The sequence below is a fragment of the Microcoleus sp. CAWBG27 genome (assembly GCF_020883145.1).
Lineage (GTDB): Bacteria > Cyanobacteriota > Cyanobacteriia > Cyanobacteriales > Microcoleaceae > Microcoleus.
On the sequence record NZ_JAHREU010000007.1, the window covers coordinates 58,371 to 83,114 of the forward strand.

At 42.1% G+C, this 24,744-nt stretch carries 18 protein-coding genes and 1 other RNA gene; 13 read left to right on the forward strand and 6 right to left on the reverse strand.

Annotated features, from left to right (window positions below):
* The first annotated feature begins 108 nt into the window (after positions 1 to 108).
* Positions 109 to 4,062 (forward strand): hypothetical protein, encoded by a 3,954-nt coding sequence (locus tag QZ938_RS06300; RefSeq protein ID WP_293349735.1) that lies wholly within the window; start codon positions 109 to 111, stop codon positions 4,060 to 4,062.
* 1 nt (position 4,063) lies between these two features.
* On the forward strand, positions 4,064 to 6,388 hold the full coding sequence (locus QZ938_RS06305) for a hypothetical protein (protein ID WP_293349738.1): 2,325 nt from the start codon (positions 4,064 to 4,066) through the stop codon (positions 6,386 to 6,388).
* 116 nt (positions 6,389 to 6,504) lie between these two features.
* Here QZ938_RS06305 and QZ938_RS06310 read toward each other — a convergent pair whose 3' ends face one another.
* On the reverse strand, positions 6,505 to 6,639 hold the full coding sequence (locus QZ938_RS06310; protein WP_293349741.1) for a hypothetical protein: 135 nt from the start codon (positions 6,637 to 6,639) through the stop codon (positions 6,505 to 6,507).
* Here QZ938_RS06310 and QZ938_RS06315 point away from each other — a divergent pair.
* From QZ938_RS06315 to QZ938_RS06365, 11 genes are all read left to right on the forward strand, one after another.
* A complete protein-coding gene (locus QZ938_RS06315) occupies positions 6,626 to 8,395 on the forward strand; it encodes a serine/threonine-protein kinase (protein WP_293349744.1) in 1,770 nt (589 codons plus the stop codon). The two genes, QZ938_RS06310 and QZ938_RS06315, sit on opposite strands and share 14 nt — an antisense overlap.
* A 216-nt stretch (positions 8,396 to 8,611) precedes the next feature.
* Positions 8,612 to 9,002: a transfer-messenger RNA gene (ssrA, locus tag QZ938_RS06320) on the forward strand.
* A 675-nt stretch (positions 9,003 to 9,677) separates the two neighbouring features.
* The gene (gene nuoH / locus QZ938_RS06325) at positions 9,678 to 10,796 is read left to right on the forward strand and encodes an NADH-quinone oxidoreductase subunit NuoH (protein WP_293176334.1); all 1,119 of its coding nucleotides are present in this window, start codon (positions 9,678 to 9,680) and stop codon (positions 10,794 to 10,796) included.
* 98 nt (positions 10,797 to 10,894) lie between these two features.
* Positions 10,895 to 11,473, forward strand: a complete 579-nt coding sequence (gene ndhI, locus QZ938_RS06330; protein WP_293149617.1) for an NAD(P)H-quinone oxidoreductase subunit I — start codon at positions 10,895 to 10,897, stop codon at positions 11,471 to 11,473.
* A gap of 210 nt (positions 11,474 to 11,683) precedes the next feature.
* The gene (locus QZ938_RS06335; protein WP_293149672.1) at positions 11,684 to 12,307 is read left to right on the forward strand and encodes an NADH-quinone oxidoreductase subunit J; all 624 of its coding nucleotides are present in this window, start codon (positions 11,684 to 11,686) and stop codon (positions 12,305 to 12,307) included.
* A gap of 124 nt (positions 12,308 to 12,431) precedes the next feature.
* Positions 12,432 to 12,737 (forward strand): NADH-quinone oxidoreductase subunit NuoK, encoded by a 306-nt coding sequence (nuoK, locus tag QZ938_RS06340; protein WP_228042566.1) that lies wholly within the window; start codon positions 12,432 to 12,434, stop codon positions 12,735 to 12,737.
* 784 nt (positions 12,738 to 13,521) lie between these two features.
* A complete protein-coding gene (locus QZ938_RS06345) occupies positions 13,522 to 15,927 on the forward strand; it encodes an ATP-binding protein (protein WP_293349747.1) in 2,406 nt (801 codons plus the stop codon).
* A gap of 5 nt (positions 15,928 to 15,932) precedes the next feature.
* Positions 15,933 to 17,831 (forward strand): ATP-binding protein, encoded by a 1,899-nt coding sequence (locus tag QZ938_RS06350; protein ID WP_293349750.1) that lies wholly within the window; start codon positions 15,933 to 15,935, stop codon positions 17,829 to 17,831.
* 44 nt (positions 17,832 to 17,875) lie between these two features.
* Positions 17,876 to 18,271: a response regulator gene (locus QZ938_RS06355; RefSeq protein ID WP_293149611.1), complete on the forward strand. Its 396-nt coding sequence runs from the start codon at positions 17,876 to 17,878 to the stop codon at positions 18,269 to 18,271.
* Positions 18,258 to 19,583, forward strand: coding sequence for an adenylate/guanylate cyclase domain-containing protein (locus QZ938_RS06360; protein WP_293363151.1), 1,326 nt, complete (start codon positions 18,258 to 18,260; stop codon positions 19,581 to 19,583). The genes QZ938_RS06355 and QZ938_RS06360 overlap by 14 nt, the downstream gene beginning before the upstream one ends.
* Before the next feature lie 216 nt (positions 19,584 to 19,799).
* Positions 19,800 to 20,051: a hypothetical protein gene (locus tag QZ938_RS06365; RefSeq protein ID WP_293349753.1), complete on the forward strand. Its 252-nt coding sequence runs from the start codon at positions 19,800 to 19,802 to the stop codon at positions 20,049 to 20,051.
* 39 nt (positions 20,052 to 20,090) lie between these two features.
* On the opposite strand, the gene folB is transcribed toward QZ938_RS06365, so the two are convergent.
* The 5 genes from folB to QZ938_RS06390 all read right to left on the reverse strand — a co-directional run bounded on the left by folB (position 20,091) and on the right by QZ938_RS06390 (position 24,595).
* A complete protein-coding gene (gene folB, locus QZ938_RS06370) occupies positions 20,091 to 20,447 on the reverse strand; it encodes a dihydroneopterin aldolase (RefSeq protein ID WP_293149608.1) in 357 nt (118 codons plus the stop codon).
* A gap of 204 nt (positions 20,448 to 20,651) precedes the next feature.
* Positions 20,652 to 22,019, reverse strand: coding sequence for a serine/threonine-protein kinase (locus QZ938_RS06375; protein WP_293349756.1), 1,368 nt, complete (start codon positions 22,017 to 22,019; stop codon positions 20,652 to 20,654).
* 82 nt (positions 22,020 to 22,101) lie between these two features.
* Positions 22,102 to 22,299, reverse strand: a complete 198-nt coding sequence (locus QZ938_RS06380; RefSeq protein WP_293149604.1) for a hypothetical protein — start codon at positions 22,297 to 22,299, stop codon at positions 22,102 to 22,104.
* A gap of 283 nt (positions 22,300 to 22,582) precedes the next feature.
* The gene (locus tag QZ938_RS06385) at positions 22,583 to 23,185 is read right to left on the reverse strand and encodes a hypothetical protein (RefSeq protein WP_293149602.1); all 603 of its coding nucleotides are present in this window, start codon (positions 23,183 to 23,185) and stop codon (positions 22,583 to 22,585) included.
* A gap of 129 nt (positions 23,186 to 23,314) precedes the next feature.
* Positions 23,315 to 24,595 (reverse strand): glutamate-5-semialdehyde dehydrogenase, encoded by a 1,281-nt coding sequence (locus tag QZ938_RS06390; RefSeq protein WP_293349759.1) that lies wholly within the window; start codon positions 24,593 to 24,595, stop codon positions 23,315 to 23,317.
* Positions 24,596 to 24,744 lie beyond the last annotated feature (149 nt).

Consider the following 24,744-nt stretch of genomic DNA (forward strand, 5'->3'; position numbering starts at 1 on the left):
AGCAATTTACGAGACAAAGCGCAAGAGTTCAGGCGCTACTATGGGTATCAGTCAAAGAAAAGACTATCCCACGATATGTATTTACTCTAGATAAGGTGATAACACATAATGCAAAAGCAAACAGACGATCTTAATCAGCAGTTAGACTCAGCTCGTTCCAAAATTCTTGATTCCTACCTTGCAACTATTGAAGATAGCTTTCGAGAAAACCGTCCTCAACTAAAACTCATCAATTATGGTACGGGTTCAGGAAAAACTCACCAATTGTTTCAAGCAATTTATAAAACCATAGAAGAACATCCAAAAAATCAAATAATCGGTATATATGTTGCCCCGTTGAGAGAACACTTATGTGTGCCAGCTTCAGTTGAGAGCCAATTCCCAGATATTCCCGTCTATAAAATAAATTCTTTAGAAATGAAAACGACGGATGAGTCTATCAAATTATACAAGGAATTGATATCTTCTATTCTCAAAAACACAAAAATTTGGAAAATCGATAAAAAAGTATGTCCTGAGGAAAAGGTTCAGGAAAATAAACGAAACCTTGAGAAAGTAAAAGAGGTGATTAAACGCCTTGAATATGTAAAAAACACAGGTTTTGGAGATGAGGATTTTAATGAGTCTGAAATTACGAGAGCAAGACGGGAACTGAATCATTTAATTGAAAGCTTTTTAGAATTTTTTATCAAATGTGAATTAGATAGAAGAAATTCTCCTGCTGAATGCTCAAAGTTAATTGAAATATTTTTCCCACTCCATCTTCTGCAAAACAAATCTGGAATTTTGATGCTCACCTATAAAAAATTTGAAACGGCTATTCCGTACTTTATCTACAATGGTACAAAATGGGTAAAGAAAAGCAGTCATCTCGATAAATACGTTATTGAGCATACAGACAACTCCCGAAAGTTTATCCTTGCCTTGGATGAGCAGGAAGATGGCTATCAAATTATGCTAGAGGAGAAGATTGATATCATCTCTCCTGAAAAACTGGCAATCAATAATGCGCTGTCATCTATCAATAGAGAATTTTCTATGCTGTTTTCAACTCAAAACAATGAAAACAGAGATTTTTTAAATTTCATAGATAAGAATAAGGGAGCTTTTTACGAATTTCAAGAACACTTTGAAAAAGACAAAGCCCTAGAACCAAAACTGCAAAAATTCGCCCGCATATATCAACGGTTGACCTTTGAAGAGGGAAACTCTATCAATTTTTTAGAAAAAATAGTAAAAATTCAAAATGGGCTTGACGATTCAATGGAACAAATAGTTGGGATTTTCGACAATGATGAAGAAAATCTCATTATAGTGGATTTTGAAATGTTATCCAGAGTTATTTCAAAATTTGAGAATAATAGAAGTTTGCTGATTCCTCAAAAGCTTTACAATAAAATATGTGATGATTTAATGAACATTTTTGCATACAACAACCTGTACATCTACAACCTCGAACCTCTGCAAAAATTGTTTTTAACCAAACCTTCTGGCGGGCACGTCCAAATCACAGAGGAAAAAGTTGCAGATAATACTTCTGTAGCAGAGTTAATTTATGCCATTCTAGCTGTGCGATCGCAAATCAAAACCATCAAAGATTTTCTAGCTAACGTCCTAGATGCTGAAGATTCTCAATCCCGTTCTTTAGAAATTTGGTCGAAACAAATAGCTAAAGTCCAAAAGGCAAGTGAAGAAAGCCCCTCGCAAAATCAACTGCTAAGATACTTAAATACTGCCTATGTCTATGAAAGTTATAAGTCGATCGTAAATATCAAAGAAATTTCTCGTTATCAAAATCCTAAAAATAATCTGATCGATCGCGCCCTTAGAGAAGTTTCTATTGGTAGTACGGCTATATTGACTTCGCCTGAATTCAAAATAAATTCCATGTTATGCAATAATAGTAATGTGATTTTTATAATTTCAGCAACAGGAGGAATTTTAGGAGATTTAAGCACTAGCTATGATATGCAGTATTTCAAAGATAAATTGCGTAATGCTAGTGAATCCGGTGAAAGTTCCTTTAAGGAAATGAGCGAGGAAGAAGTATCGGTTTGCGAAAACATCAGAGAAAGTCGTGAGGCGCAGCGACAGATTGCAGTAAAGTTTTTCGGTGAGGATTTATTGTCTTTCCCAAATAACGCAACTCAAAAAGTTGTGGAACAATTTGAAAAAACTCTTTTAAAAAGTTTTATCGAAGATCTCAAGCAGGATGGAAATTGGCTGGGAACTTACAAAATCCAAGAACTTCAAAAGTTTATTCGTTTCTTGTTTTACCTGTTTGAGGATGACTCAATTCAAGAAACAATTGCTTTTACTCAAACTCTACGCTGGATTAAAAAGTTAATTCAACATTGCGAGCTACTCAAGCAGGCTAACTTTAAATTTAAAGCATCAACCGAACATCCAAATATATATTATCTGCAAGTAAAGCATAAGGAATATCAGAGTAATATTCAGATTAAAATAATTTTGTATGAGGCATCATTCAACAGTCTTTATTGCGACAAAAAAGCTCAAAACACGTATTTGAATGAGCTGGTTGAAAAACCAGGGGAGAAAATCTTCTTTATATCAGCTTATCAGTCAGCTTCCAAAGGATTGAATCCGATTATTAAAAATCCTAACGGCGATGAAAAAGATTTCGACTCTTTAGCTTTGTTAATGGACAGTTACTATACAGTAATGGGCCCATCGCTGAACAAATCAAAAGATTCTGGATTATCTATGACGCTTTACCATTTTGCGTTGATGAAAAGTATTGTAAACTTGGGAGACTCTAATATTGAAATCAAAGATTTCAACCAATACCTCAGCCGACCAGAAGCTGGAGAATTTCGACAGCAGCAACACCAGATTTTATTAGGGAAACAAGTTTTGCAAGCGATCGGCAGATCTGAGAGACGCGATTTTCCTAACCAAGTGGTAAAAATATTTGTTAATGAAGAAACCAGAAAAAATTTAGTGAATTTTTACAGATACCTGGAAGGGAAAGAAAAGGAGGAAATTCGTAAATTTTCCGTTAACAACCACAAAGTTTACTTAAGCGTTCGAGAAGAAGAAAAAAAACGCTCGATTAAGGATTATGAAGATCATATTCTTGATGAGATTGATGCCACTATGGCTTTCCAAGCGTTTAAAACACAAATGTTGGAGGAAATCGATCGCTTTCATCTTAATCAACATAGTTTTGACATCACAAAATCGTGGGATGCGTTGCGCGATCCAATTGTTTTCAAAGACCCAGCTAAGTATCTGGAAAAGTTGCGAGATTCAGGGCTATTTCCTGCTGATTTTATTGAGTCATTATTCTATCACAACCCAGAACAAGTTGAATTTACGCCCTATTTAGCTTCCGAGGAAGAAAGCGGTAAAAAATTCCAGATTATCAGCGATAGCATCAATGGGGAAAAAATCTATCCTTACCAGAAGCGGTTATATCCTGAATATCTAAAAATTAGCGAGCGAGGCTATGACTTAGAAGGTAATGAAATTGGCTCCCTAGATCCTTCGACTGATTTAATCTACAGACTCTACAACAATTTGATGCCACAACCTGAAGTTTTTAATACTTATATTCCGCGTCCGAATTTCTTTTACGATGTGTTGTATCCTTCACTGGCTGAAAATTTTGTGGAACGCTGGATTCAAGATGTAGTTTTCAAAGAAGGTAAAGACTGGAAAGCCATAAAATCCATCTATCGTTTTGAGCCATTGCGAGATTTAAAAAAATATTGTAAACTATACGAGCGGTTTGATTTGTACTATGTCAAGGAGAATACGTTATTTTGTATTGATGTTAAAGCTTGGAGCGTACCTTCGGGAAATCGCCTGTCAAAAAAGACGCTGGATAAAACCGAAAACAAGCTGAAGGAAATTGTTTCAGACTATCCAGAATTTAGCACCGCAAGGGGGTTACTTCTTAACTTGCACGCCGCCCAAGAAAAAAATCAACAATACTCACCCACGCTATTTTCGGGAAATTTAATTTTCTTTGACGATCGCAATTGTCCAGTAGAATCCAATATCCTCAAAGAGTTTTTGTTTACAAAGGAGAAATAAAATGAAAAATAAAACAGCAGCATTATCAGATATATCGCGAACCAATCAACTAAAAATTTTAGAAAATCCACAAGAAGTTGCCGAAAAACTGCGTAAGTATCTATTTAAAGAGGGACAAGGGATAGAACATTTTGAGCTTAAATATCCGATTGTTGAAGATAAAGATTCTGAAAATGAGGATTCACGGCCTACCTTTTATAAAGAGCGGCATAAATACATTAAAGCTCAAGTCCAAGAAAGACTTGCTGCACATGGGGAGAAACGGGAAAAATCAGAAATTCAATACTTTTTCTCATATAATGGGGGCAAAAAATATGTGTTCTTTTTATCCCCTAATAAAAATCATTCTGGATGGCAAAAGTTATTTACAGACAATTCTAGCGATCTAGAAATAATTTTTAACCTCATTTTCAAGTTTTATATTCTGTCTCAAGGCTTATACTTTGAGACACTGAATGGTTTTGAAGAATTACTGTTACTCCATTCCAGGGATCTCAGCAAATCGAAAGAGGCTCTTTTAGTGTGGGGCCAAAATTTATTAGTCAAATACAATCAACATGGCGTACTCACATTAACCTTGTCTCGAAAACACCGACTCTTCTTACCAAAAGATAGCTACAGTACCATAGATGGTGATGATTTAGGAGATTTGTTGGTCTACGACAATAAGAACTACTACTTCGATCGCGACCTAGATGCTAGGAAAACAAATAAAATAAATTTTATGCAATTTGATAGCGATCCTAAAAATTATGACAAGTTCAAAAAGACTCAGCTTTATCATTACCAAAACCTCATGACAAAACTTGAGGGGTTTTTAAGTGAGTGCAATATTGCTTTTGAGTCTCTTGATTTTCAGGCTGACCACTACTTGGAAAACCCTTTCATTAAAAACATAGAATCTGTAGAATTCTTAGAGATTATTAACAATACAGGACTCGATTTAACTGAAGATGACCGACAATTTTTGCAATGCTTCCTGAAACATCAAGGGGTATCTACGATCGCATTTTACAATCATGGAAAAACTGTGAGTACCTACGAACAAGTACCTGACGGTGAGGACGAAGTTTGCTGGAGAATTACGGAATCTATTAAATGGTCAGATATTCAACTCGAAGCAGGAAAAAACTATCTGGTTTTCAATAAACTTTTGGAAGAAGAATCCGGTTCGATGGCTTATCAGGCAAAAGACAATCTGTGGTATCCATCAACAACAATAGATAATCAATCGCAAGTAGATTTCTATTCACAGTTAAAGAAAAGATTTAACTATTTGGAGACGGGACAGTTTTTTAGCACGCAGGGGATAAATATACCAGAATTTCGTGCTGTGGGAGATGAGAAAACTGATTTTGCGGTTTTTAATTATACAAATTGGAAAATCGATCGAGATCTAGATAGTCTCCACAAGGAGACGCAAGCTTTTACTGAAGGGAAATTATTGGATGTAGAAGATTCTATTTTTTGTTATCTAAAAGCACAAGAAGATAGCAAGGAATGGGAAATTTTCTGCGATAAATACAAGATAAAGATTTCCCCTGAATTTCAGAAAGTCTTGATTGAGTTGGGAATTAAGAACTGGATCTCGCAGAGTTTGTCAAATCCGAACTTGGGCTTGCCTATTACTACTCCTCAATCATTTTCTGAAAAACAATTTTTTAGTATTTATGTACGCAGCCCAAAAAACAAGGAAGCTAAAGCGGTTGCGGTAGAATTTATTTACAAAGATGGTTGCATATATATAAAAAATGTAATGCACGATTTGAAACAAATAGAATCTAAATTTCGATTTTTAAGAAGGCAAAGAAATAATGCAAAAAAATTAATTAACGATCAAAAATATTTTGTTGATGAATCAGAGGGTCTGTATATTAGTTGTTATACCAATGATTTTTATACGCCCACCTTAATTGGAAGGACTGGTATTATTGAAGACTTGGAAAGCGGAGAACTAACAATAGATCGAAAAAACCAAAGTGAAAATAGTAGTAGATTTTTACCTTTGGTATCCCATTACAACAGCGAGATTAAACCTATCAACAGAATCCAAAATATGATATGTTTGGATTTGAAGAACGAAACATTTATTCAGTATTATGTACCTCCAAGGCAAAATATTGCCGGCTCGATTAAGAAAGGGTTTAGAGCATATCATTTGATGGGGAAGAGATATGGCGGAGAGTCAATGACTACATCGGAGCTGAGCGAGCATCCCATAACAGCTTTACATTTTAGTACGCTAACTCAAAATGTTTTAAAAATGGGTGATAACAGTCAATCGTCATTGTTACAAAAAGTAGCACAAGTATTAATTGAAAATTGAAACAAGGCTGAATTTGAATGCTGATTCCAGAAAAAATATAGATATTTCAGCGATCGCAGAAGATCATCGGATACACTCACATCTGGTGTGAGGCCGGAGAAAAGTATCAACGTCAGCTAGAAGCAAACCTGGTACTTAGGGCCGATCGCACTCCTCGATCGCCATTTAGACTGGTAACTGAGCAAACCATATGTGCCATAATCAGCCATATTATTTGAAGTGCGATCGCCCGAACCTATGGATGCGCTCATCGGCAAAACTTTACAGGGTGGAAAGTACACCCTCGAACAAGAATTGGGACGCGGTGGCTTTGGAATTACCTTCAAGGCAACTCACCGCTATTTAGGACAGCCTGTCGTTATTAAAACCCTCAACGAATCCCTGCGGCGACAACCAAATTTTGCCGAGTTCGATCGCAAGTTTCAAGACGAAGCGAGGCGGTTGGCTTCCTGCGTCCATCCGAATATAGTACGCGTCAGCGACTTCTTTGTCGAAGACGGACAGCCATACATGGTAATGGACTACATAGCCGGTCAGAATTTGGGCGATGTAGTCGGTACAAACAATCCCCTCCCAGAAAATCTGGCAATTCTCTACATCACTCAAATTGGGGCTGCTTTGAAAGCAGTTCATCAAAAGGGTTTGCTGCACCGAGATGTCAAACCGCAAAACATTCTGTTGCGCCAAGGTACTCACGAAGTCGTGCTGATCGATTTTGGCATTTCCCGCGAGTTTACAGCAGGCGCAACTCAATCTCACACTAATATGGTGTCCGACGGTTACGCACCGCCAGAACAGTATTTCGCCCAAGGAAAATATACGCCAGCTACCGATGTTTACGGGCTGGCGGCGACGCTTTACACTTTGCTCACAGCCAGGGTGCCCGTGGCTGCCATTTTGCGTACCAGTCAGCCGATGCCTTCACCCCGCGACTTGCGCCCTGACTTAAGTGTGACTGTGAGTCAAGCGGTGATGCGGGGGATGACGGTAGAGGCTCAAAATCGCCCTGCTACCGTGGATGAGTGGCTGTCGCTGCTGCACGGGCAGTCGCCGGATACCGGGCCGACGCTGGCTGTGATGCCGGGACACGGCCCTCAGTCGCCTGCAACTCTCAAAACAGCGCCTGCTGTGGTGACGAATGGGTTCGGCAACCGCAAGGTTTGGTTGATTTTGGGGTTTGTGACGATCGCACTTATATTCGGTGGTTTGGTCGGGATTGCGAGGATTTTCCTCAACGGACAATCTTCGGAACCGGCACCAATAGCGAAGGACGATCGCACTTCCACCCCCGCAGATCCAGACGCACGCACCAGCCCCGCACCAATTCCCACTCCCACACCCGCACCAATTCCCCCTCGCCGAGAAACTCCGCCGCCTGTTGCTGAAACTCCAACTCCGGCCCCAACTCCAACTCCAACTCCAGCGCCAACTCCAACCCCAACTCCAGCGCCAACTCCAGCGCCAACTCCAACTCCACCAGCGGGGGCGGACACGGGGGCACCGCCCCTACAAGAGCGTACGGAAAAACTGGTTGACAAGCAATTGCCGCCCGATCGATCGCCCCCACCCAGCGAACAACCAGGAACCGGTTATCAGAAGACTCCCACCATCCCAGGGTTTGCCGTTGGTACGCCGGAAAGTCAGATTGTAAGTGCACTGGGAGATCCCACGGACTCTCAATCCCGCGGCTATTGGCCCAATACTCGCACCGCACTCTATGAATTGCTGCCGAACCGGGTGACTCTCGGCTATATTTACGATCGCAATTCCGAACAACTCGTCCAAACAGAGGGTTCTTTTGCCCAGTCGGTGGACGATTTGGTAGTCCGAACCGCGTTAAACGGCATGGTGGGCGGCGCAGATAAGGAGATTTTGCAAGGGTTCCGGGACGTGCAGCAACGTCGCACCAATCGGTTTAATTTTCAGAAAGGTTCGCTGAAAGGGACGATCGAACGCAATGAGCGCGATCGAATTTACATCGGCGTCTGGGACAAAACTCTGCATTAGAAATCTTCCACGGGTATAGAGAAACCGGGTTTTTTAACGAAAATATTTGCCCAAAATGCTCATTCTTTGTAAAAAACCCGGTTTCTTTGTTGGTAGTGCGTCCTCGACTATTGGTAAAAAAAGCCTCAATCCAAAATCTAAAATCCAAAATCTAAAATCTAAAATCCAAAATCGATTGACGTTATACAAAATATTAGCTATGATTAGAGAACACGAGGGGCTGTAATGGTTTCGACAGGGTGGCGAAAGCTGCTCCGTGATGCAGGTCGAGAGGGAGTCTACTCTCGTTAATATCGGCTCAAAAAAAATAGTAAATGCGAACAACATCGTTCCTTTCGCTCGCAAAGCCGTAGCTGTAGCCTAAAAACTTCTCTAGCTTGGTTCAGAGTGTATGCCGCTTAACTCCGTTAAAGGCAGCATAACAACCCCCAACGGATGCCCTAGCTAAACGTTTCTAGTCGGTTAGCCGGGAAAGAAATCACTAGAAAATCCCCCCATTTGGGATAAAGATGGTTCCCGCCCCGAGGATCAGAGGGGATAAACCTGTGAACGATCGGAAGGTAAATACCCGCTTTGGACGGCAGTTCGATTCTGCCCAGTTCCATAAAAAAGGTAGCGTAAAATCAATGGTTTAAGCCATTTGAAAGTTACCTTAAAGCATAAAAAGGGCAGAGAATTAATTCTCTGCCCTTTTTGTTTGGGCTATATAGCAGTTGACAGTTGACAGTTGACAGTTGACAGTTATAGCAAGCGAATCAAACCGTTTTTCGAGGGTTCGTCGGCCTTATTCATGAGTTTATTTCTGTCCGCGCCCGATGTGGCGGTTGCTATATCTCGTTCATCGAACTTATACCAATTTAAAAAAAGAATGCAACAGTATTCTTGTCCCCCCCGCAATGCAGCGGGGGGGCTAGGGGGGGTCGAAGAGTGTTGCACGATTTTAGAAAAATGGTATTACACGCGGGCACTCAGAAACCGGGTTTTTGCGAAAAAACTTCGTTACAACTCGCAGAAACCCATAAAAACCCGGTTTCTTTGGTCTTTCCCTACAAACAGTCAACAGTAATTAGCTAACACTCAACCATAAGTTACCAACCGATTAGCTCGCGTTGGGGCTCAGATAATTAGAACTTCACCTCATCCATCGGTTCTTGGGGCCAGTCCGGCGATATACTGATAGGCGGTAAAGCATTAAAAATCTTTACAAAGTCCCCGCTCTCTAAGCCTACTCCTACGAAGGACGGGTGAAAAATTATATGGCGATCGCTCAAAAGCTGGAAACATGAACCCAGGAATTGACTTACAAGGAAGTTTTGTAGAAGCCCTAACGAATTTGGGCTTACCGGCGGACATAGCCCACGTGCTTTGGCTGCCGTTGCCAATGGTGCTGATGGTTGTCGGTGCTGTATTCGGGGTGCTGACTAGCGTCTGGCTAGAGCGGAAAATCTCCGCCGCCGCTCAACAGCGGATTGGCCCGGAATTTCTCGGCCCCCTGGGAGTCCTAGCACCCGTTGCTGACGGCATGAAGTTGGTATTCAAAGAAGACATTGTACCGGCAAAAGCTGACGCGCTGCTGTTCACGCTCGGCCCGGTAATTGTCGTGATTCCAGTGTTTCTGTCCTACTTGATCGTACCCTTCGGAGAGCATATGCTCATCGCCGATATGGGGACAGCGATATTTCTGTGGATTGCTCTCTCTAGCATTCAGCCGATCGGCTTGCTGATGTCGGGCTATGCTTCTAACAACAAATACGCCCTCCTCGGCGGACTCAGAGCCGCTGCTCAATCCCTCAGCTACGAAATTCCGCTAGCTTTGGCAGTATTGGCAGTTGTGATGATGTCCAACAGCTTAAGTACGATCGACATCGTACACCAACAAGCCGGCTACGGCATCATCGGCTGGAACGTCTGGCGCCAACCCGCAGGTTTTCTGATTTTCTGGATTGCAGCACTAGCCGAATGCGAACGTTTACCCTTTGACTTACCCGAAGCAGAAGAAGAATTGGTAGCAGGATATCAGACTGAGTATACAGGCATGAAATTTGCCTTATACTACATCGCTTCCTACGTTAACCTCGTCCTTTCTTGCCTGCTAGTAGCCGTTTTGTACCTCGGCGGCTGGGAATGCCCGATTCCTGTCGGAGTTATCACCAATGCCTTGGGATTGAGCGAAACAACTCCTTGGTTGCAGGTAATTACTGGCACGCTGGGCATTACAATGACCTTGTTGAAAGCCTACTTTTTCCTGTTCTTGGCAGTTCTGCTCCGTTGGACTCTGCCACGAGTTCGGATTGACCAATTGCTAGATTTGGGATGGAAGTTTTTGCTTCCGGTTGCTCTAGTTAACTTGCTATTGACCGCAGCTTTGAAACTTGCCTTTCCCTTTGCTTTTGGCGGTTAATTCATAATAGGTAAAGGGCAACAGAAAAAATACCTGTTAACCAATTACCTATTATTAGTTAGCAATTACCAAAAACTCAAGTACAGAGAGAGAACACGATGCTAAAATTCCTCAATCAAGTAGGCGAATACGCCAAAGAGACTGTTCAAGCTGCTAAGTATATCGGCCAAGGACTAGCAGTGACCTTCGATCACATGAGACGCCGCCCGGTTACGGTGCAGTATCCTTACGAGAAACTAATTCCTTCCGAACGTTTTCGGGGCAGAATTCACTTTGAATTTGACAAGTGCATCTCCTGCGAAGTCTGCGTTCGAGTTTGTCCGATCAATTTGCCTGTGGTGGATTGGGAATTTAACAAAGAAACTAAGAAGAAGCAACTCAAGCACTACAGTATCGATTTCGGGGTGTGTATCTTCTGCGGTAACTGTGTAGAATATTGTCCGACTAATTGTTTGTCGATGACAGAAGAATACGAGTTAGCCGCCTACGAACGTCATGAATTGAATTATGACAACGTGGCCCTCGGACGTTTGCCCTACAAGGTTTCAGACGATCCGATGGTGACACCGTTGCGCGAATTCGCTTATTTGCCGAAAGGTGTGATGGATCCTCATGAAGTTTCCTACACCGATCGCCGTGCAGGCCTCCGCCCAGAGGAAATTCAGGAAAGTAAGTAATGGGAATGGGGCATCGGGCATGGGGCATGGTTACTTGTTAGTGGTTACTTGTTAGTGGTTACTTGTTAGTGGTTACTTGTTAGTGATTTTTCAAATAATAAATAACAAACAACAAATAACAAACAACAAATAACAAATAACACATCCCCAATGCCCAATGCCCTGTTTGGCCAATGCCCTGTTTGCCCAATTAACAAAGGATTAAATATTGTGAATCTAGCCGAAGGGGTTCAAATTGTTTCATTTGGCATACTCGCCTTAATGATGATTGGAGGAGCATTAGGAGTAGTGCTGTTTTCCAACATCGTTTACTCAGCATTTCTGCTGTGTGGCGTATTTACCAGCATTGCCGGCTTGTACCTATTGTTGAATGCTGACTTTGTAGCAGCAGCGCAAATCTTAATTTATGTTGGCGCTGTTAACGTCTTAATTTTGTTTGCCATCATGTTGGTAAACAAACGAGAAGAGTTCCGCACAATTCCTAACGCTTGGGTGCGTCAAGTCGCAACCGCAGTCGTTTGTGCTGGTTTGTTTGCGCTGTTGGGTACAATGGTCGTGTCTACTCCTTGGGCAATTGTTACAACGACGGGAGCACCCGCCGAAAGTTCGATCGTGACGATCGCCAAACACTTCTTCACCGACTATTTGCTACCTTTCGAGTTAGCATCGGTATTTTTGTTGATGGCAATGGTAGGAGCAATTGTCTTGGCGCGCCGCGATTTCTTCCCGGATGAATTGTCCATGAAGCAATCAGATACACCAGCTTTTAGTTTGCCGGAACGCCCCCGCGAATTAGTTTCAGCCGGTGATGTTTCTTCACCGGAAACAAAGTAATTGTAGGGTGTGCACTGCCCACCTATGTGTTCGTCAGGCGAGAAACCTGGTTTCTGTTCGCAGCCTCTGTATCTGCCTGTTTTGTAGTAATTTAGACTGAGAGCAATTCCCAAAAATTATGCAACTGCAACTCCAGTATTTCCTGCTATTAGCTGCTGCACTTTTCTGCATTGGCATTTACGGTTTAATTACCAGCCGAAATGCCGTGCGCGTGTTGATGTCGATCGAGTTGATGCTGAATGCAGTCAATCTCAATCTGATGGGTTTTTCTAACTATCTTGACCCCGTACAGATTAAAGGTCAAGTATTTACTGTTTTTGTAGTAACCGTTGCGGCTGCTGAGGCTGCTGTTGGTTTGGCGATCGTCTTGGCGATTTACCGCAACCGCAATACCGTAGACATGGAAGAGTTTAATTTGCTGAAATGGTAATCGGCAGTCATTAAGCTGTCAAAATTAAGGTGGAGGGTTGACCAAATTGGGGAATTTCGGTGTTTTAGCTCAAATATCCCCAACCCTCAACCCAATAAATTAGAAGCAAAAGACTATCAAGGGCGATCGGCTAATAGAGATAAGCTTGAATTTTTTTCAGATGTCGCAAAACTATAAAATGTCTGAAAAGTATCGTGTAATACCACTTCAAACAACTTCAAACCAAAGCTCCCAGAGCAGTTGGTCAAAATCCTAATCGCTGCCAATTCTCAATAAAGTCGCTGTAGAATACAGCAATACAGATAATTTTTCTAACCAATACTTCGGACGGGTGCAGCGGCTTGTGCAAGGCAAATATGTTTGTAGGGGCGAAGCATGACCGAAATCAATATGAGATGATAACTAATAACTTATATGCGGTCATGCTTCGCCCTCTTGAAAAACCAGATGCACTCCTTCGGACAGTATTCGATCGCCAAGAAGAGCATCAAAGTTTCAAGGGAAGTCGGTAATCGAGTGGCCGACGGAAAATCAAGGGTTTCAGACTACAACTAAAAACTGTCCGGACTATTGCTCATAATTGTAGCTTATTTTAAATATCGCGATCGGGAAAGGGTGCACTAGCGAGCTGAATTTGGGAAACTTTGCTACTTGTAAGGAGTTTTTGTGTTACTTAAGTTCGGGTATCTTAAAAATTAGCAATTCCCGATTGTAACCTACCGAATTCATTGGGTCTATCGTACCATTTTTTTAACTTATATTGAGTCATATCGGACAATCTAGTATGAGAAAAATTCAAAAACATACTGGTAAAGCCTTTGTAACTGCTGCGAGCGCAGCCTTATCAATTCTGGCGGCTACCATGATTCTCGATCGCTCCGAAACTCAACGATTTCAGGAACAACAACAGGCAGATACTCTCAATCAACTGAGTACCGTGCGAGCCCGTTTGGAAGCGGCAATTAACACCAGACTTCTTCTCGTAGAAGCTTTAGTCATTCATGCTTCAACCCGTCCCGAACTCACCCAAGATGAATTTACAGCTATTGGTTCTCCTCTGTTGGAGAGGTATCGAGGGATTCGGAGTATGAACCTAGCCAAAAAATCGGCGATCAGTCATATTTATCCCGTTGAAGGCAACGAAAAAGCTGTTGGGTTGAACTTAGCAGCAACGCCGACCCAAAAAGAAGCTGTCGATCGAACTATTGCCTCCAAAAAATCGGTTGTTGCCGGCCCGGTTAAACTCGTACAAGGCGGTATTGCATTTATTAACCGATCGCCTATTTTTGTCAAATCAATAGAGGGAAAATCTGAATATTGGGGACTCGCGAGTATTTTGGTCAATCCCGAAACTATCTATGAAGAAGCCGGATTGTTACAAGAATCCTCTAACTTAAAATATGTACTGCGTGGCAAAGATGGATTGGGGGAAAAAGGTGAGGTTTTTTTCGGGAATGGGGCAATTTTTCAGGAAAAACCCGTTTTTCTTTCCGTCACGTTACCGAACGGTTCTTGGCAGTTAGCAGCCGTTCCTAAAACTGGATGGGATGACCATTCACCAGTTACTATTTGGTTGAGGGGAGGAGGTATGGCGATCGCACTTGTGGGAAGCATCGCTGTCTTCATTTTAGCTAGCGAACCGGCACGGTTGCAATTGGCGATCGATCGCGCCACCGCCGCATTGCGCCAAAATGAAGAAACACTCAAACAGAAGAATGCCGAGATGAAAGCCTTAAATTCAGCATTATCTGAAAGCGAAGGCCGCCTATCGCAATTCCTCGATGCCATGCCCATTGGTGTTTTTGTCACCGACAGTCACGGAAATCCGTACTACACCAATCAAACTGGACAGCATCTTCTCGGTCAAGGTGTGGTAGCATCCGTTGCCGAACAAATTCAGATTCAATACAAAATTTACCAAGCTGGTAGCGATCGCATTTATCCTCAAGAATCAGATCCCCTGTTAAATGCGTTGCAAGGAAAAAGCGTGCGTGGCGAAGATATGGAAATTCATCATCCAGACAAAATTATTCCCATTGAAAGCGCAGGAACGCCGATTTACGACGCGGATGGAAACCTAAGTTATGCGATCGCAGCTTTCCAGGATATCACCGAACGCAAACAAGCTGAAAAATTGCGCGAAGATTACAATCGAACATTAGAGGAACAAGTTGCCGAACGCACAGCCAAACTATCCCAAACCTTAACCGAACTCCAACTGACTCAAGATGAATTAGTGCAATCGGAAAAAATGGCAGCATTAGGTCAACTCGTAGCAGGAGTTGCTCACGAAATTAACACGCCGTTAGGAGCAATTCGCTCTTCTGTGAGTTATATTACCGACTTTCTCAACGAAAACCTCAGCCAATTTCCCACATTATTTCGCGAACTTACCCCAGAACGAGAAACACAATTTTTGGAATTGTTGCAACGATCCATTGCCAACACCACGATCGTATCCGGTCGCGAACGCCGACAACTCAGAAAAACAATTACTAGCCAACTCGCAGCCCAAAACATTGAGAAATCAGAAGGATTAGCCAATATCCTCCTCGACTTAGGAGTTCACGATCGTCTCGAACCTTTCTTCTCACTTCTACGACAAAGCGACAGCGACGAATTCCTCAAAACTGTACGGGCCTTTGTACGCTTGCAGGCCAGCACCCGAGATATTAACATCGCCAGCGATCGTGCCGCCAAAGCCGTGTTTGCCCTAAAAACATACGCCCGACACGACTCTAGCGGTGAAACAATCGAAGCCAACATCCTCGACGGCATAGATGCAGTTTTGACCCTCTATCAAAGTCAGATCAGACAGGGTATAGAATTAACTAAAAACTACGAACATATCCCACCCATTCAGTGTTATTTTGACGAACTTAACCAAGTGTGGACGAATTTGATTCATAACGCCCTACAAGCGATGAATAACAAAGGATTTCTCACCGTTAACGCAATTCACAATGACGAAAATATCCAAATTAGCATTGCCGACAGTGGCACCGGGATTCCCCCAGAAATCCACTCAAAAATATTCCAACCTTTCTTTACCACTAAACCCCCAGGCGAAGGAAGTGGATTGGGACTGGATATCGTTCGCAAAATCGTTGAAAAACATCGGGGACAGATTACTTTTCAATCTCGTCCAGGTCAAACCACATTTACAGTTATCCTACCAATAGAGCGTTAAAAAAAATGAGTAAACCTATTGTGATTTGTATTGATGACGAGCAATTTGTTCTGGATAGCCTCATCCGAGAAATATCAGAATCTTTAGAGAATGAATGCGAAATCGAAACAGCACTGGGAGGTGTGGAAGCATTAGAATTGGTGGATGAGTTAATCAAAGATGGTAGTGAAATTGCACTGGTGATTTCTGACTATATCATGCCAGATATCAAAGGAGATGAAGTCCTACGATACGTTCACGAAAAACTCCCACAAACTCTAAAAATTATGTTGACAGGCGAGGCAACAGTTGAAGGAATCGTGAATGCGATTAACTCCGCAAAACTCTATCGATATATTTCCAAGCCTTGGCACAAAGTCGATTTAAAATTAACAGTAAAAGAAGCAATCAAAAGTTACGTGCAGGAAAGAAAGCTAGCCGAACAGAATAAACGATTAATAGAAAATGAACAGCGATTGAGACATTTTTTAGAAGCTATGCCAATTGGTGTATCGGTTCATAACAATTTGGGACAACTAACCTACGCCAATCAAAAATATAAGGAATTGTTTGCAATCGCAGAAGGGACAATCTCGAATATCGAAAATTTACCCCATATTTATGCTTTGTATCAAAGCGAGTACCAAGATTTGTGCCGATCGCCAGACTTGCCGATCGCGCGTTCTTTGTCAGGAGAAATAGTGCGAACTGACGATCTAGAAATTCATCAAGAAAAACGGATAATTCCTTTAGAGATTTCTTCGACACCAATTCGCGATGAAACTGGAAAAATTTGTTATGCGATTGCCACTTTTTCCGATATTACAGAAAGGAAACAAGCCGAAAAACTCAGAGAGAATTACAATCGTAATTTAGAATCTCAAGTTTCCGAAAGAACGCAACAGCTACAGCAAAAAAACGAAGAACTTGCCAATACTTTAAAACAGCTAGAATCAGCTCAGCAGGAATTGATTCATTCTGAAAAAATGGCAGCATTAGGTCAACTGATTGCGGGAGTTGCCCACGAAATCAATACGCCTTTGGGTGCGATTCAATCCTCTGTTAAATATATTGGCGATTACTTCTCGGAAAATTTGGCTGCATTACCGACATGGTTTCGACAGTTGACACCCGAAAAAGAATTACAATTTAAGGAATTATTAGCGCGCTCGATGGTAAATCCTGCATTGATTTCTGGAAGGGAAAGACGACAACTCAGAAAAGCAATCGTCGCCCAACTAGAAACCCAAAATCTCAGTAATGCCGATACTCTTGCCAATCTGCTTCTCGATCTTAAAATTTACGAAAACATAGAGCCTCTGTTCAATTTATTTCAAGAGCCCAGCAGCGAAATATTTCTCAAAACAGTCCGCTCTTTTGTGCGATTGCAAGAAAGCACTCGAGATATCAATACTGCCTCTGAAAGGGCTGCAAAAGTTGTATTTGCACTCAAAACCTATGCCAGACAAAATCTCAACGAGCAAAAAATTAAAGTCAATATTATCGAAGGATTAGAAGCGGTTCTGACGCTTTATCAAAATCAAATCAAACATGGAGTAGAGTTAATCAAAAATTATGAAGATTTGCCCCAGATCGAATGCTATTTCGATGAACTAAATCAAGTGTGGACAAACTTAATTCACAATGCTTTGCAAGCGATGAATTATCGGGGAATACTCAGTGTTGATGCCGCTCGCTCGAATGGTAACGTCGAAGTCAGTATTACTGATAGCGGTAGTGGTATACCAGAAGAGATTCAAGATAAAATCTTTCAGCCATTTTTTACCACTAAACCTCCAGGGGAGGGCAGCGGTTTAGGGCTGGACATCGTGAAAAAAATTATTGAAAAACATGGAGGGACAATTCATTTTATATCGCTGCCTGGTAAAACTACTTTTATTGTGACATTACCAGCAGGTATCTAGAGTAGTTTGATGTTAAATTGTTTGTAATTTCAGGAGAAATAATTATGCCTAAGCTTGCAATTTTGTGTGTTGATGATGAAGTTGTTATTTTAAACAGCGTACTGCGACAAATTCAAGAAGAATTTGATGACCAATATGTATATGAAACTGCCGAAAATGCAGAGGAAGCACTAGAAGTTTTAGACGAACTTTATGAAGAAGGAACTCAAGTCGTAATTATTGTTTCTGATTGGTTAATGCCGGGAATGAAAGGCGATGAATTACTCGTTCAAGTGCAGAAAAGGTTTCCAGGAACGGTGAAAATTTTATTAACTGGACAGGCAGATGATGCAGCGATCGAACGAGCCCAAAAAGAAGCAGACCTTCATCATTTTATCCCCAAACCTTGGACAAAGCAAGAACTGATTAACTCCATCAAGTCGGGAATTGAAAAATTATAAATTAATCCCACTTGATAGCAATATGAAAAAACCAGTTATTCTATGTGTCGATGATGAACAAATGATTCTTGATAGCCTCAGAAAAGAACTATCAGAAACCCTAGAAAATCAATATGAAATAGAAACAGCGCATGACGGGTATGAAGCGCTGCAAATTGTCGATGATTTATTAGAAGATGGTCATGAAATTGCTGTCGTAATTGCCGACTACATGATGCCCATAATGAAAGGAGATGAAGTCTTAAAAGAAATTCACAATAAGTCTCCTTCAACAATTACAATCATGCTGACGGGGCAAGCGAGTATCGAGGGAGTCACCAATGCCATTAATACGGCAAAACTCTATCGATATATAGCTAAGCCCTGGCAAGCTGAAGATTTATTTTTGACGATAACAGAAGCTACAAAAAGTTATATACAAGCAAAAAATATAGTTAAACAAAATATAGAATTAATTAAAATAAACCAAAATTTAATTGCTTTAAACACAGCTTGTTCTCGCTTCGTACCGGATGAGTTTCTTAAATTGTTGAATAAAAAAAATCTTGTCGATATTGAACTTGGTGATTCTGTGAAAAAAGAGATGTCAGTTATGTTTTCTGATATTCGATCGTTTACAAGTATTTCAGAAACCATGCCTTTAGAAGATATTTTTAAATTTATTAATAGCTATTTTTCTATAATGGAACCCGCTGTTATTGAGAATAATGGGTTAATTGACAAATATATTGGCGATGCGCTTATGGCATTATTTGGTAGTGTTTATCATGCGGATTCTGCCGTCAAGGCGGGAATTTCTATGCTCAAAAAACTTGCCGAATACAATCTAACCCGACAAGCACGCGATCGCCCTCACATTAAAATTGGTATCGGCATCAATACAGGAATGTTAATGCTTGGAACTGTAGGCGGAAAATTTCGTATGGACGGGACAACAATCGGCGATGCTGTCAATATAGCCTCCCGACTAGAAACTTTAACTAAGCTGTATGGCGTGCCGTTGTTGATTAGCGATTGCACATTTTTAGGGTTAAAAGATGCTAATCAATATTGCATTCGTTTAGTCGATCTTGTACAAGTTAAAGGCAAATCTAAAGTGGTATCCGTCTTTGAAGTCTTCGATGCCGAACCGCCGGAAATTCAAGAGTACAAACTCGCTACTAAAACCGAGTTTGAGCAAGGGTTAGTATTTTACACAACAGAAGAATGGGAAGCTGCTTCCCGATGTTTTGAAAAATGCTTGCAGCATAATCCACAAGATACTGTAGCACAATTACACTGGAATCGATGCCAAAATAAATACTCCAATTAAAGGGCGATGAATGCTGAAAATAGTCGGATTATTGGTTATTTGAGAAGATATACCAATAACCCAATACGGTTCACTTAACATTATTTATGCGCCGGAGATCCCCCTAAATCCCCCTTAAGAAGGGGGACTTTGAGAGCATTCTTGTCCCGCCCTTTGTCAAGGGGGGTTAGGGGGATCTGTCTTAAGTGAACCGTATTGACCAATAACCAATAATCAATGATATCGTGTCCGCACTGCCAACTGCAATTAGATTCGATCGCGCGTGCGGATTTAAGTCGGCAAAATGGAGCGGACTTAAGTCCGCACTACCAACTGCAATTAGATTCGATCGCGCGTGCGGATTTAAGTCGGCAAAATGGAGCGGACTTAAGTCCGCACTACCAACTGCAATTAGATTCGATCGCGCGTGCGGATTTAAGTCGGCAAAATGGAGCGGACTTAAGTCCGCACTACCAACTGTTTTTGTGATGGTAATTGACCGGACATGATATGACTAATCACTAATCACTAATGACTTCTAACTATTTCTAGAGTGATTTTGCCGCCGAAGTCGGGGATGGGAGCGGCCGGTTTTGAAAGCTGTACTTTAACTTTTTCAACTAAAGGAAGTTTTAAAAGCGCTTGGGCGATCGCATCTGCTAACCGTTCGATCAATAAAAACTTGGAGTTTTTGACTAACTCTTGAATCAGAGTAATGGCACTGCGGTAATCCAGAGTATGTTCAATATCATCACTTTTTCCAGCCTTCGACAAATCTAGCCAGAGAGTGACATCCACCTCAAACCGCTGTCCCAAAACTTGCTCTTCCGGTAGATAGCCCGTGTAGCCGTAGCAGCGAATTCCTGTAAGTTGAATACAATCCATTGTGAAATAAACTAAAAGTAAGTTGCCTATACCAAATTGTATTAAACCAGATAAAGTTATCCTGGGTGCATTTCAATTTGGAAAGGGCGAAGATATTTGCAAAAATGAGATGCACCCGTTCTCCTTCTCTTGTATCTCTTTCTTTCTCCCCTCTGCGCCCTCTGCGCCCTCTGTGGTTAAATAACTCTTATTCTATCTTAAATTTTACAACTGCCCTCCCTTCTCCAAATTATCCAGAAAATCCTCAGCAACTTCACACCATTTCTGCCTAATTTCTGCATCTTCTGGCTTGTCTGTCAATGTACGACCTTGTAATTCGGGATATTTATTGTAAAATAATTCATCTACTTTTTGATAGAATATATCTGGGTCAATGTTGAGATTTTTGCGACGCTTTCCAATTTTTTCTTGCCTAGCTATTTCTGCATCTAAAGACGTATTTGTGGGAAATTGTGGAAGTTCCGGAAACTTGGGTAATTCAGGCAGTTTGGGTAGAGTAAAACCAGATTTGACGGCACCAAAAGCTAACACTCCCGGCAATAAAACCACGCTTAAACTAGCAACAGTTTTCCAAGGAATTAATTTTAAAATATTGGTAGTTTTAACAATTTGAGGGTTTTGGTTGACTGGAGTCTGATTGTTGGTAGCAGTTTTAGTAATGTTTTTGAAGGGGCGCCCGACAAAGTTCATCGTTACCATTTGGGAGATGATGTTGCCAATTTGAGATAATTTTGGATCTTTGAGGGCTTCGCGGACTTCTTTTGCGGATTGGTAGCGATCGCCCGGTGGTTCTGCTAGCATCTTATCTAACACGGTTCCCAGGTTTGGACTGACGGTGATATGCGATCGCCAATCCCAAGTTCTGTTATGGATATCGTAGAATTTTTGAGGCTTTTTGCCGCTTAGCAGTACCAAAGCCGTGACAGCTAAAGCGTACAAATCGCTAGCCGCCGAAACTTTTCCGTGTCGCATTTGTTCTGGGGGCGAATATCCCTGTTTGCCGATCGCCGTTGCAGCTTGTCCCCTAAACTGAAATACGGCTGTTGCTGCGATTTGCTTGACAGAACCGAAGTCAATTAAAAAGGGCAGTTTGTCAACACTGTGCTGAATGATGTTGTCGGGGGAAACATCGCGGTGAATTAAATTGCGGGAATGGATGTATTCTAAAACTGGTAAAAGCTGAAATAGGAGTTGAGTAACTTCCGCCTCGGTAAAATTTTTACCTTGCTGCTGGCGGGATATAAGTATTTCTTCGTAGGTTTGACCGGGGATGTAGTCTTGAACTAAAAATAAAGATAGATTGCCGCCCAAATCGGTGCGGAGGAGTTCTCGAAAGCGGGGGATTTGCGGGTGTTGGAGGTTGTAAAGCATACTCGCTTCGCGATCGAACAATTCGGCTGCTTTGGGGCTTTGAACAACCGGAGAGAACTCTTTGAGCACGCATTGTTCGTTGTAGCGGTTGATATCTTCGGCGAGGTAAGTGCGCCCGAAGCCGCCGCGGCCCAATTCGCGGATGATGCGGTAGCGTTTTTCGAGGGTGGAACCTGGGGCTAGGGGGGAAGGGTTGGACATAGACAACTGAAAAGTGTTCGAGTTGGGTGGCGCAGTATCGCTTAATTGTAGCTAATTTTGGTTGGAATGGAGGCAAGATGGGTTAATCCGAAACACTGTTTAGCCACTCACAAAACTCATTCGGTGTCATTGCAGGGCGAGATATTGATTTAGCTAAAGCTTCTTGCACAACTTCAGCCATTGTTCGATCGTAATTTGGGTGTTTTTTTTCGATTGCTCCAAGTACAGCATTTTTCAGACGAACAGATTGTATGCGCTTGCGAGATTTGCTAAATTTCATGAGGGTTAATTGTCCAAAATTCTAACAGCTTTCTATTTAGAAATTTAGGTAAAATTAGATTTCGATCGCCCTCCGCCTTCATGGAAAAAGAAAAAGTGCAGAGGGTAAAATGGTAGACAAGAGCGATCGAAGTTGTAGGGGGCGTCAGACGCGGGTATAGGGTGATTATTCAGGGTCTTGAATCTGACGCACCCTACTAATTATGCCTGTTTCGTAAATCTTAGATCGCAAGTAAGTTGTAGGGTGCGTCAGTTTGTTATAAATCTTTATACATCGCGTTTTTTTATTCCCACTCTAATTCAAATACACCATACGATCGCTGCTTGTAACGATTCCCCGAATCCAGATCTATTAAATACCAGTCGATGACTTCTCCGTCTTCGCTTAAATATACTTCGGCACCGCGCGGATATCCTTGTCCGTTGATGGTATGCTGAGTAGACAGCACGATTACACTAGGTTTACCCCCGGCATACCGCCACACAACAAATTGCAAACTGCAAGGAAATTCCTCGATTATTCGATCTGCGTCTATTTCATGGGAATACTCCAACAATTTGCCAGTTTGATCAAAAGTCAGGCGGCTATCTGACGGGTACAAAACTCCATCTATTTCAACCTCTGAAGCTAGCGAAGCATTCAGCAACCGACCGTTTTCGTGCAAGTAGACTATACGGTCACCAAGACAAGGAATACCATCCAAAACAGTTGTTTGGGATAGCCAACAGAGTTTAAGGCGTCCGGAGGGAAAAAAGACTGCACTGCGATCGCCCAAACAGGGAACACATTGAATTACGGCATCGCTGGCAAGTATAGCATCATGAACGGAGCCATTTGGGAAAAATTCAGCATCCTCATCTAGGAATTTTATACCATTTACTATCATTATCCTTCTCACCTGATAAAAAAACAACGCTCGAAGTTGTAGGGTGCGTCAGACGCGGTTCTAGGGTGATCATTTAGGGTTTCCGATCTGACGCACCCTACTAATTATGGCTGTTCCGTAAATCTTAGATCACAAGTCCCGATGAGTAAATTCGCGAGCATCTTTCCCCACATAACTAGCCGCAATGTGGCCATTTCCCACCACTCGATACTTATAGGTAATCAACCCTTCTAAACCAACAGGCCCGCGAGGTGGCATTTGCTGCGTGCTAATCCCCACTTCTGCGCCGAAACCGTAGCGGAAACCGTCAGCAAATCGAGTCGAACAATTGTGATAAACTCCGGCTGCATCGACTTGACTTAAAAATGTTTCGGCGGCTTGGCTGTCTTCGGTAACAATCGCATCTGTATGTCTGGAACCGTAGGTATTGATGTGATTAATTGCTTCTTCCACAGAGTCTACGATTTTGATTGATAAAATTAAATCGCTATATTCTGTAGACCAATCCGCTTCATTTGCTTCGGCAATGTCCAAGATGGCGCGAGTTTTTTCGTCTCCCCGCAGTTCGACTTTTTTCTGCTGCAATGCTTCGGCAACTGCGGGCAGGAATTTGGGGGCAATATCCCTATGAACTAACAAGGTTTCAATGGCGTTGCAGGCGGCGGGATACTGAGTTTTGGCATCAACTGCAATTTCTACTGCTTTCTGAATGTCCGCCGCTTTGTCTGCGTACAAATGACAGATTCCGTCGGCGTGTCCCAAGACGGGAATCCGGGTATTTTCTTGTACGAAGCGCACGAATGAATTAGAACCTCTGGGAATAATTAAATCTACGTATTCATCCATTTTTAGCAGTTCGATTGTTTCTTCCCGCGTGGTTAGCAACTGCACTGCTTCAGGATTGACGGCTGTTTCTGCTAATGCTTGATGGATGATTTTTGTCAATATTTCGCAGGAACGGACGGCTTCTTTGCCGCCTTTGAGAATTACGCCGTTGCCGGATTTGATTGCTAATGATACTATCTGAATTAAGGCTTCTGGGCGCGCTTCAAAAATAATCCCTAAAACGCCTAAAGGACAGGTAACGCGCTTCAGAATTAATCCTGTGTCTAATTCGCGGTGGATTTGCACGGCACCGATCGCCTCTGGGAGTTTGGCAACGTCTCGCACGCCCGCGATCGCACTTTTCAACTTACTTTCGTCTAACTTCAGGCGATCGTACAGCGGTTTGGCAATGCCATCCGCCTGGGCAGCCGCGCGATCGGCAGCATTCGCGGCCAAAATGTCCGGCGCAGCAGCTTCTAAAGCTTTAGCGATCGCTTCAATGGCTTGATTTTTGGCATGGGCGGACAAAACTGCTAATTTCCTAGCAGCTTGGCGCGTTTTTTGGGCAATTTCAATAATCGACATGGCGTTTATTCAGTTGACAGTTGACAGTTGACAGTTTGTAGGGGCGGTGGATGGTGCGGGCACGCCCTCTTAATTGACAGTTGACAGTCGAGAGCTACCTCTACCTGGAATTAAGACGATTGGAGTAATGAATTGTCTGATTTTAATTT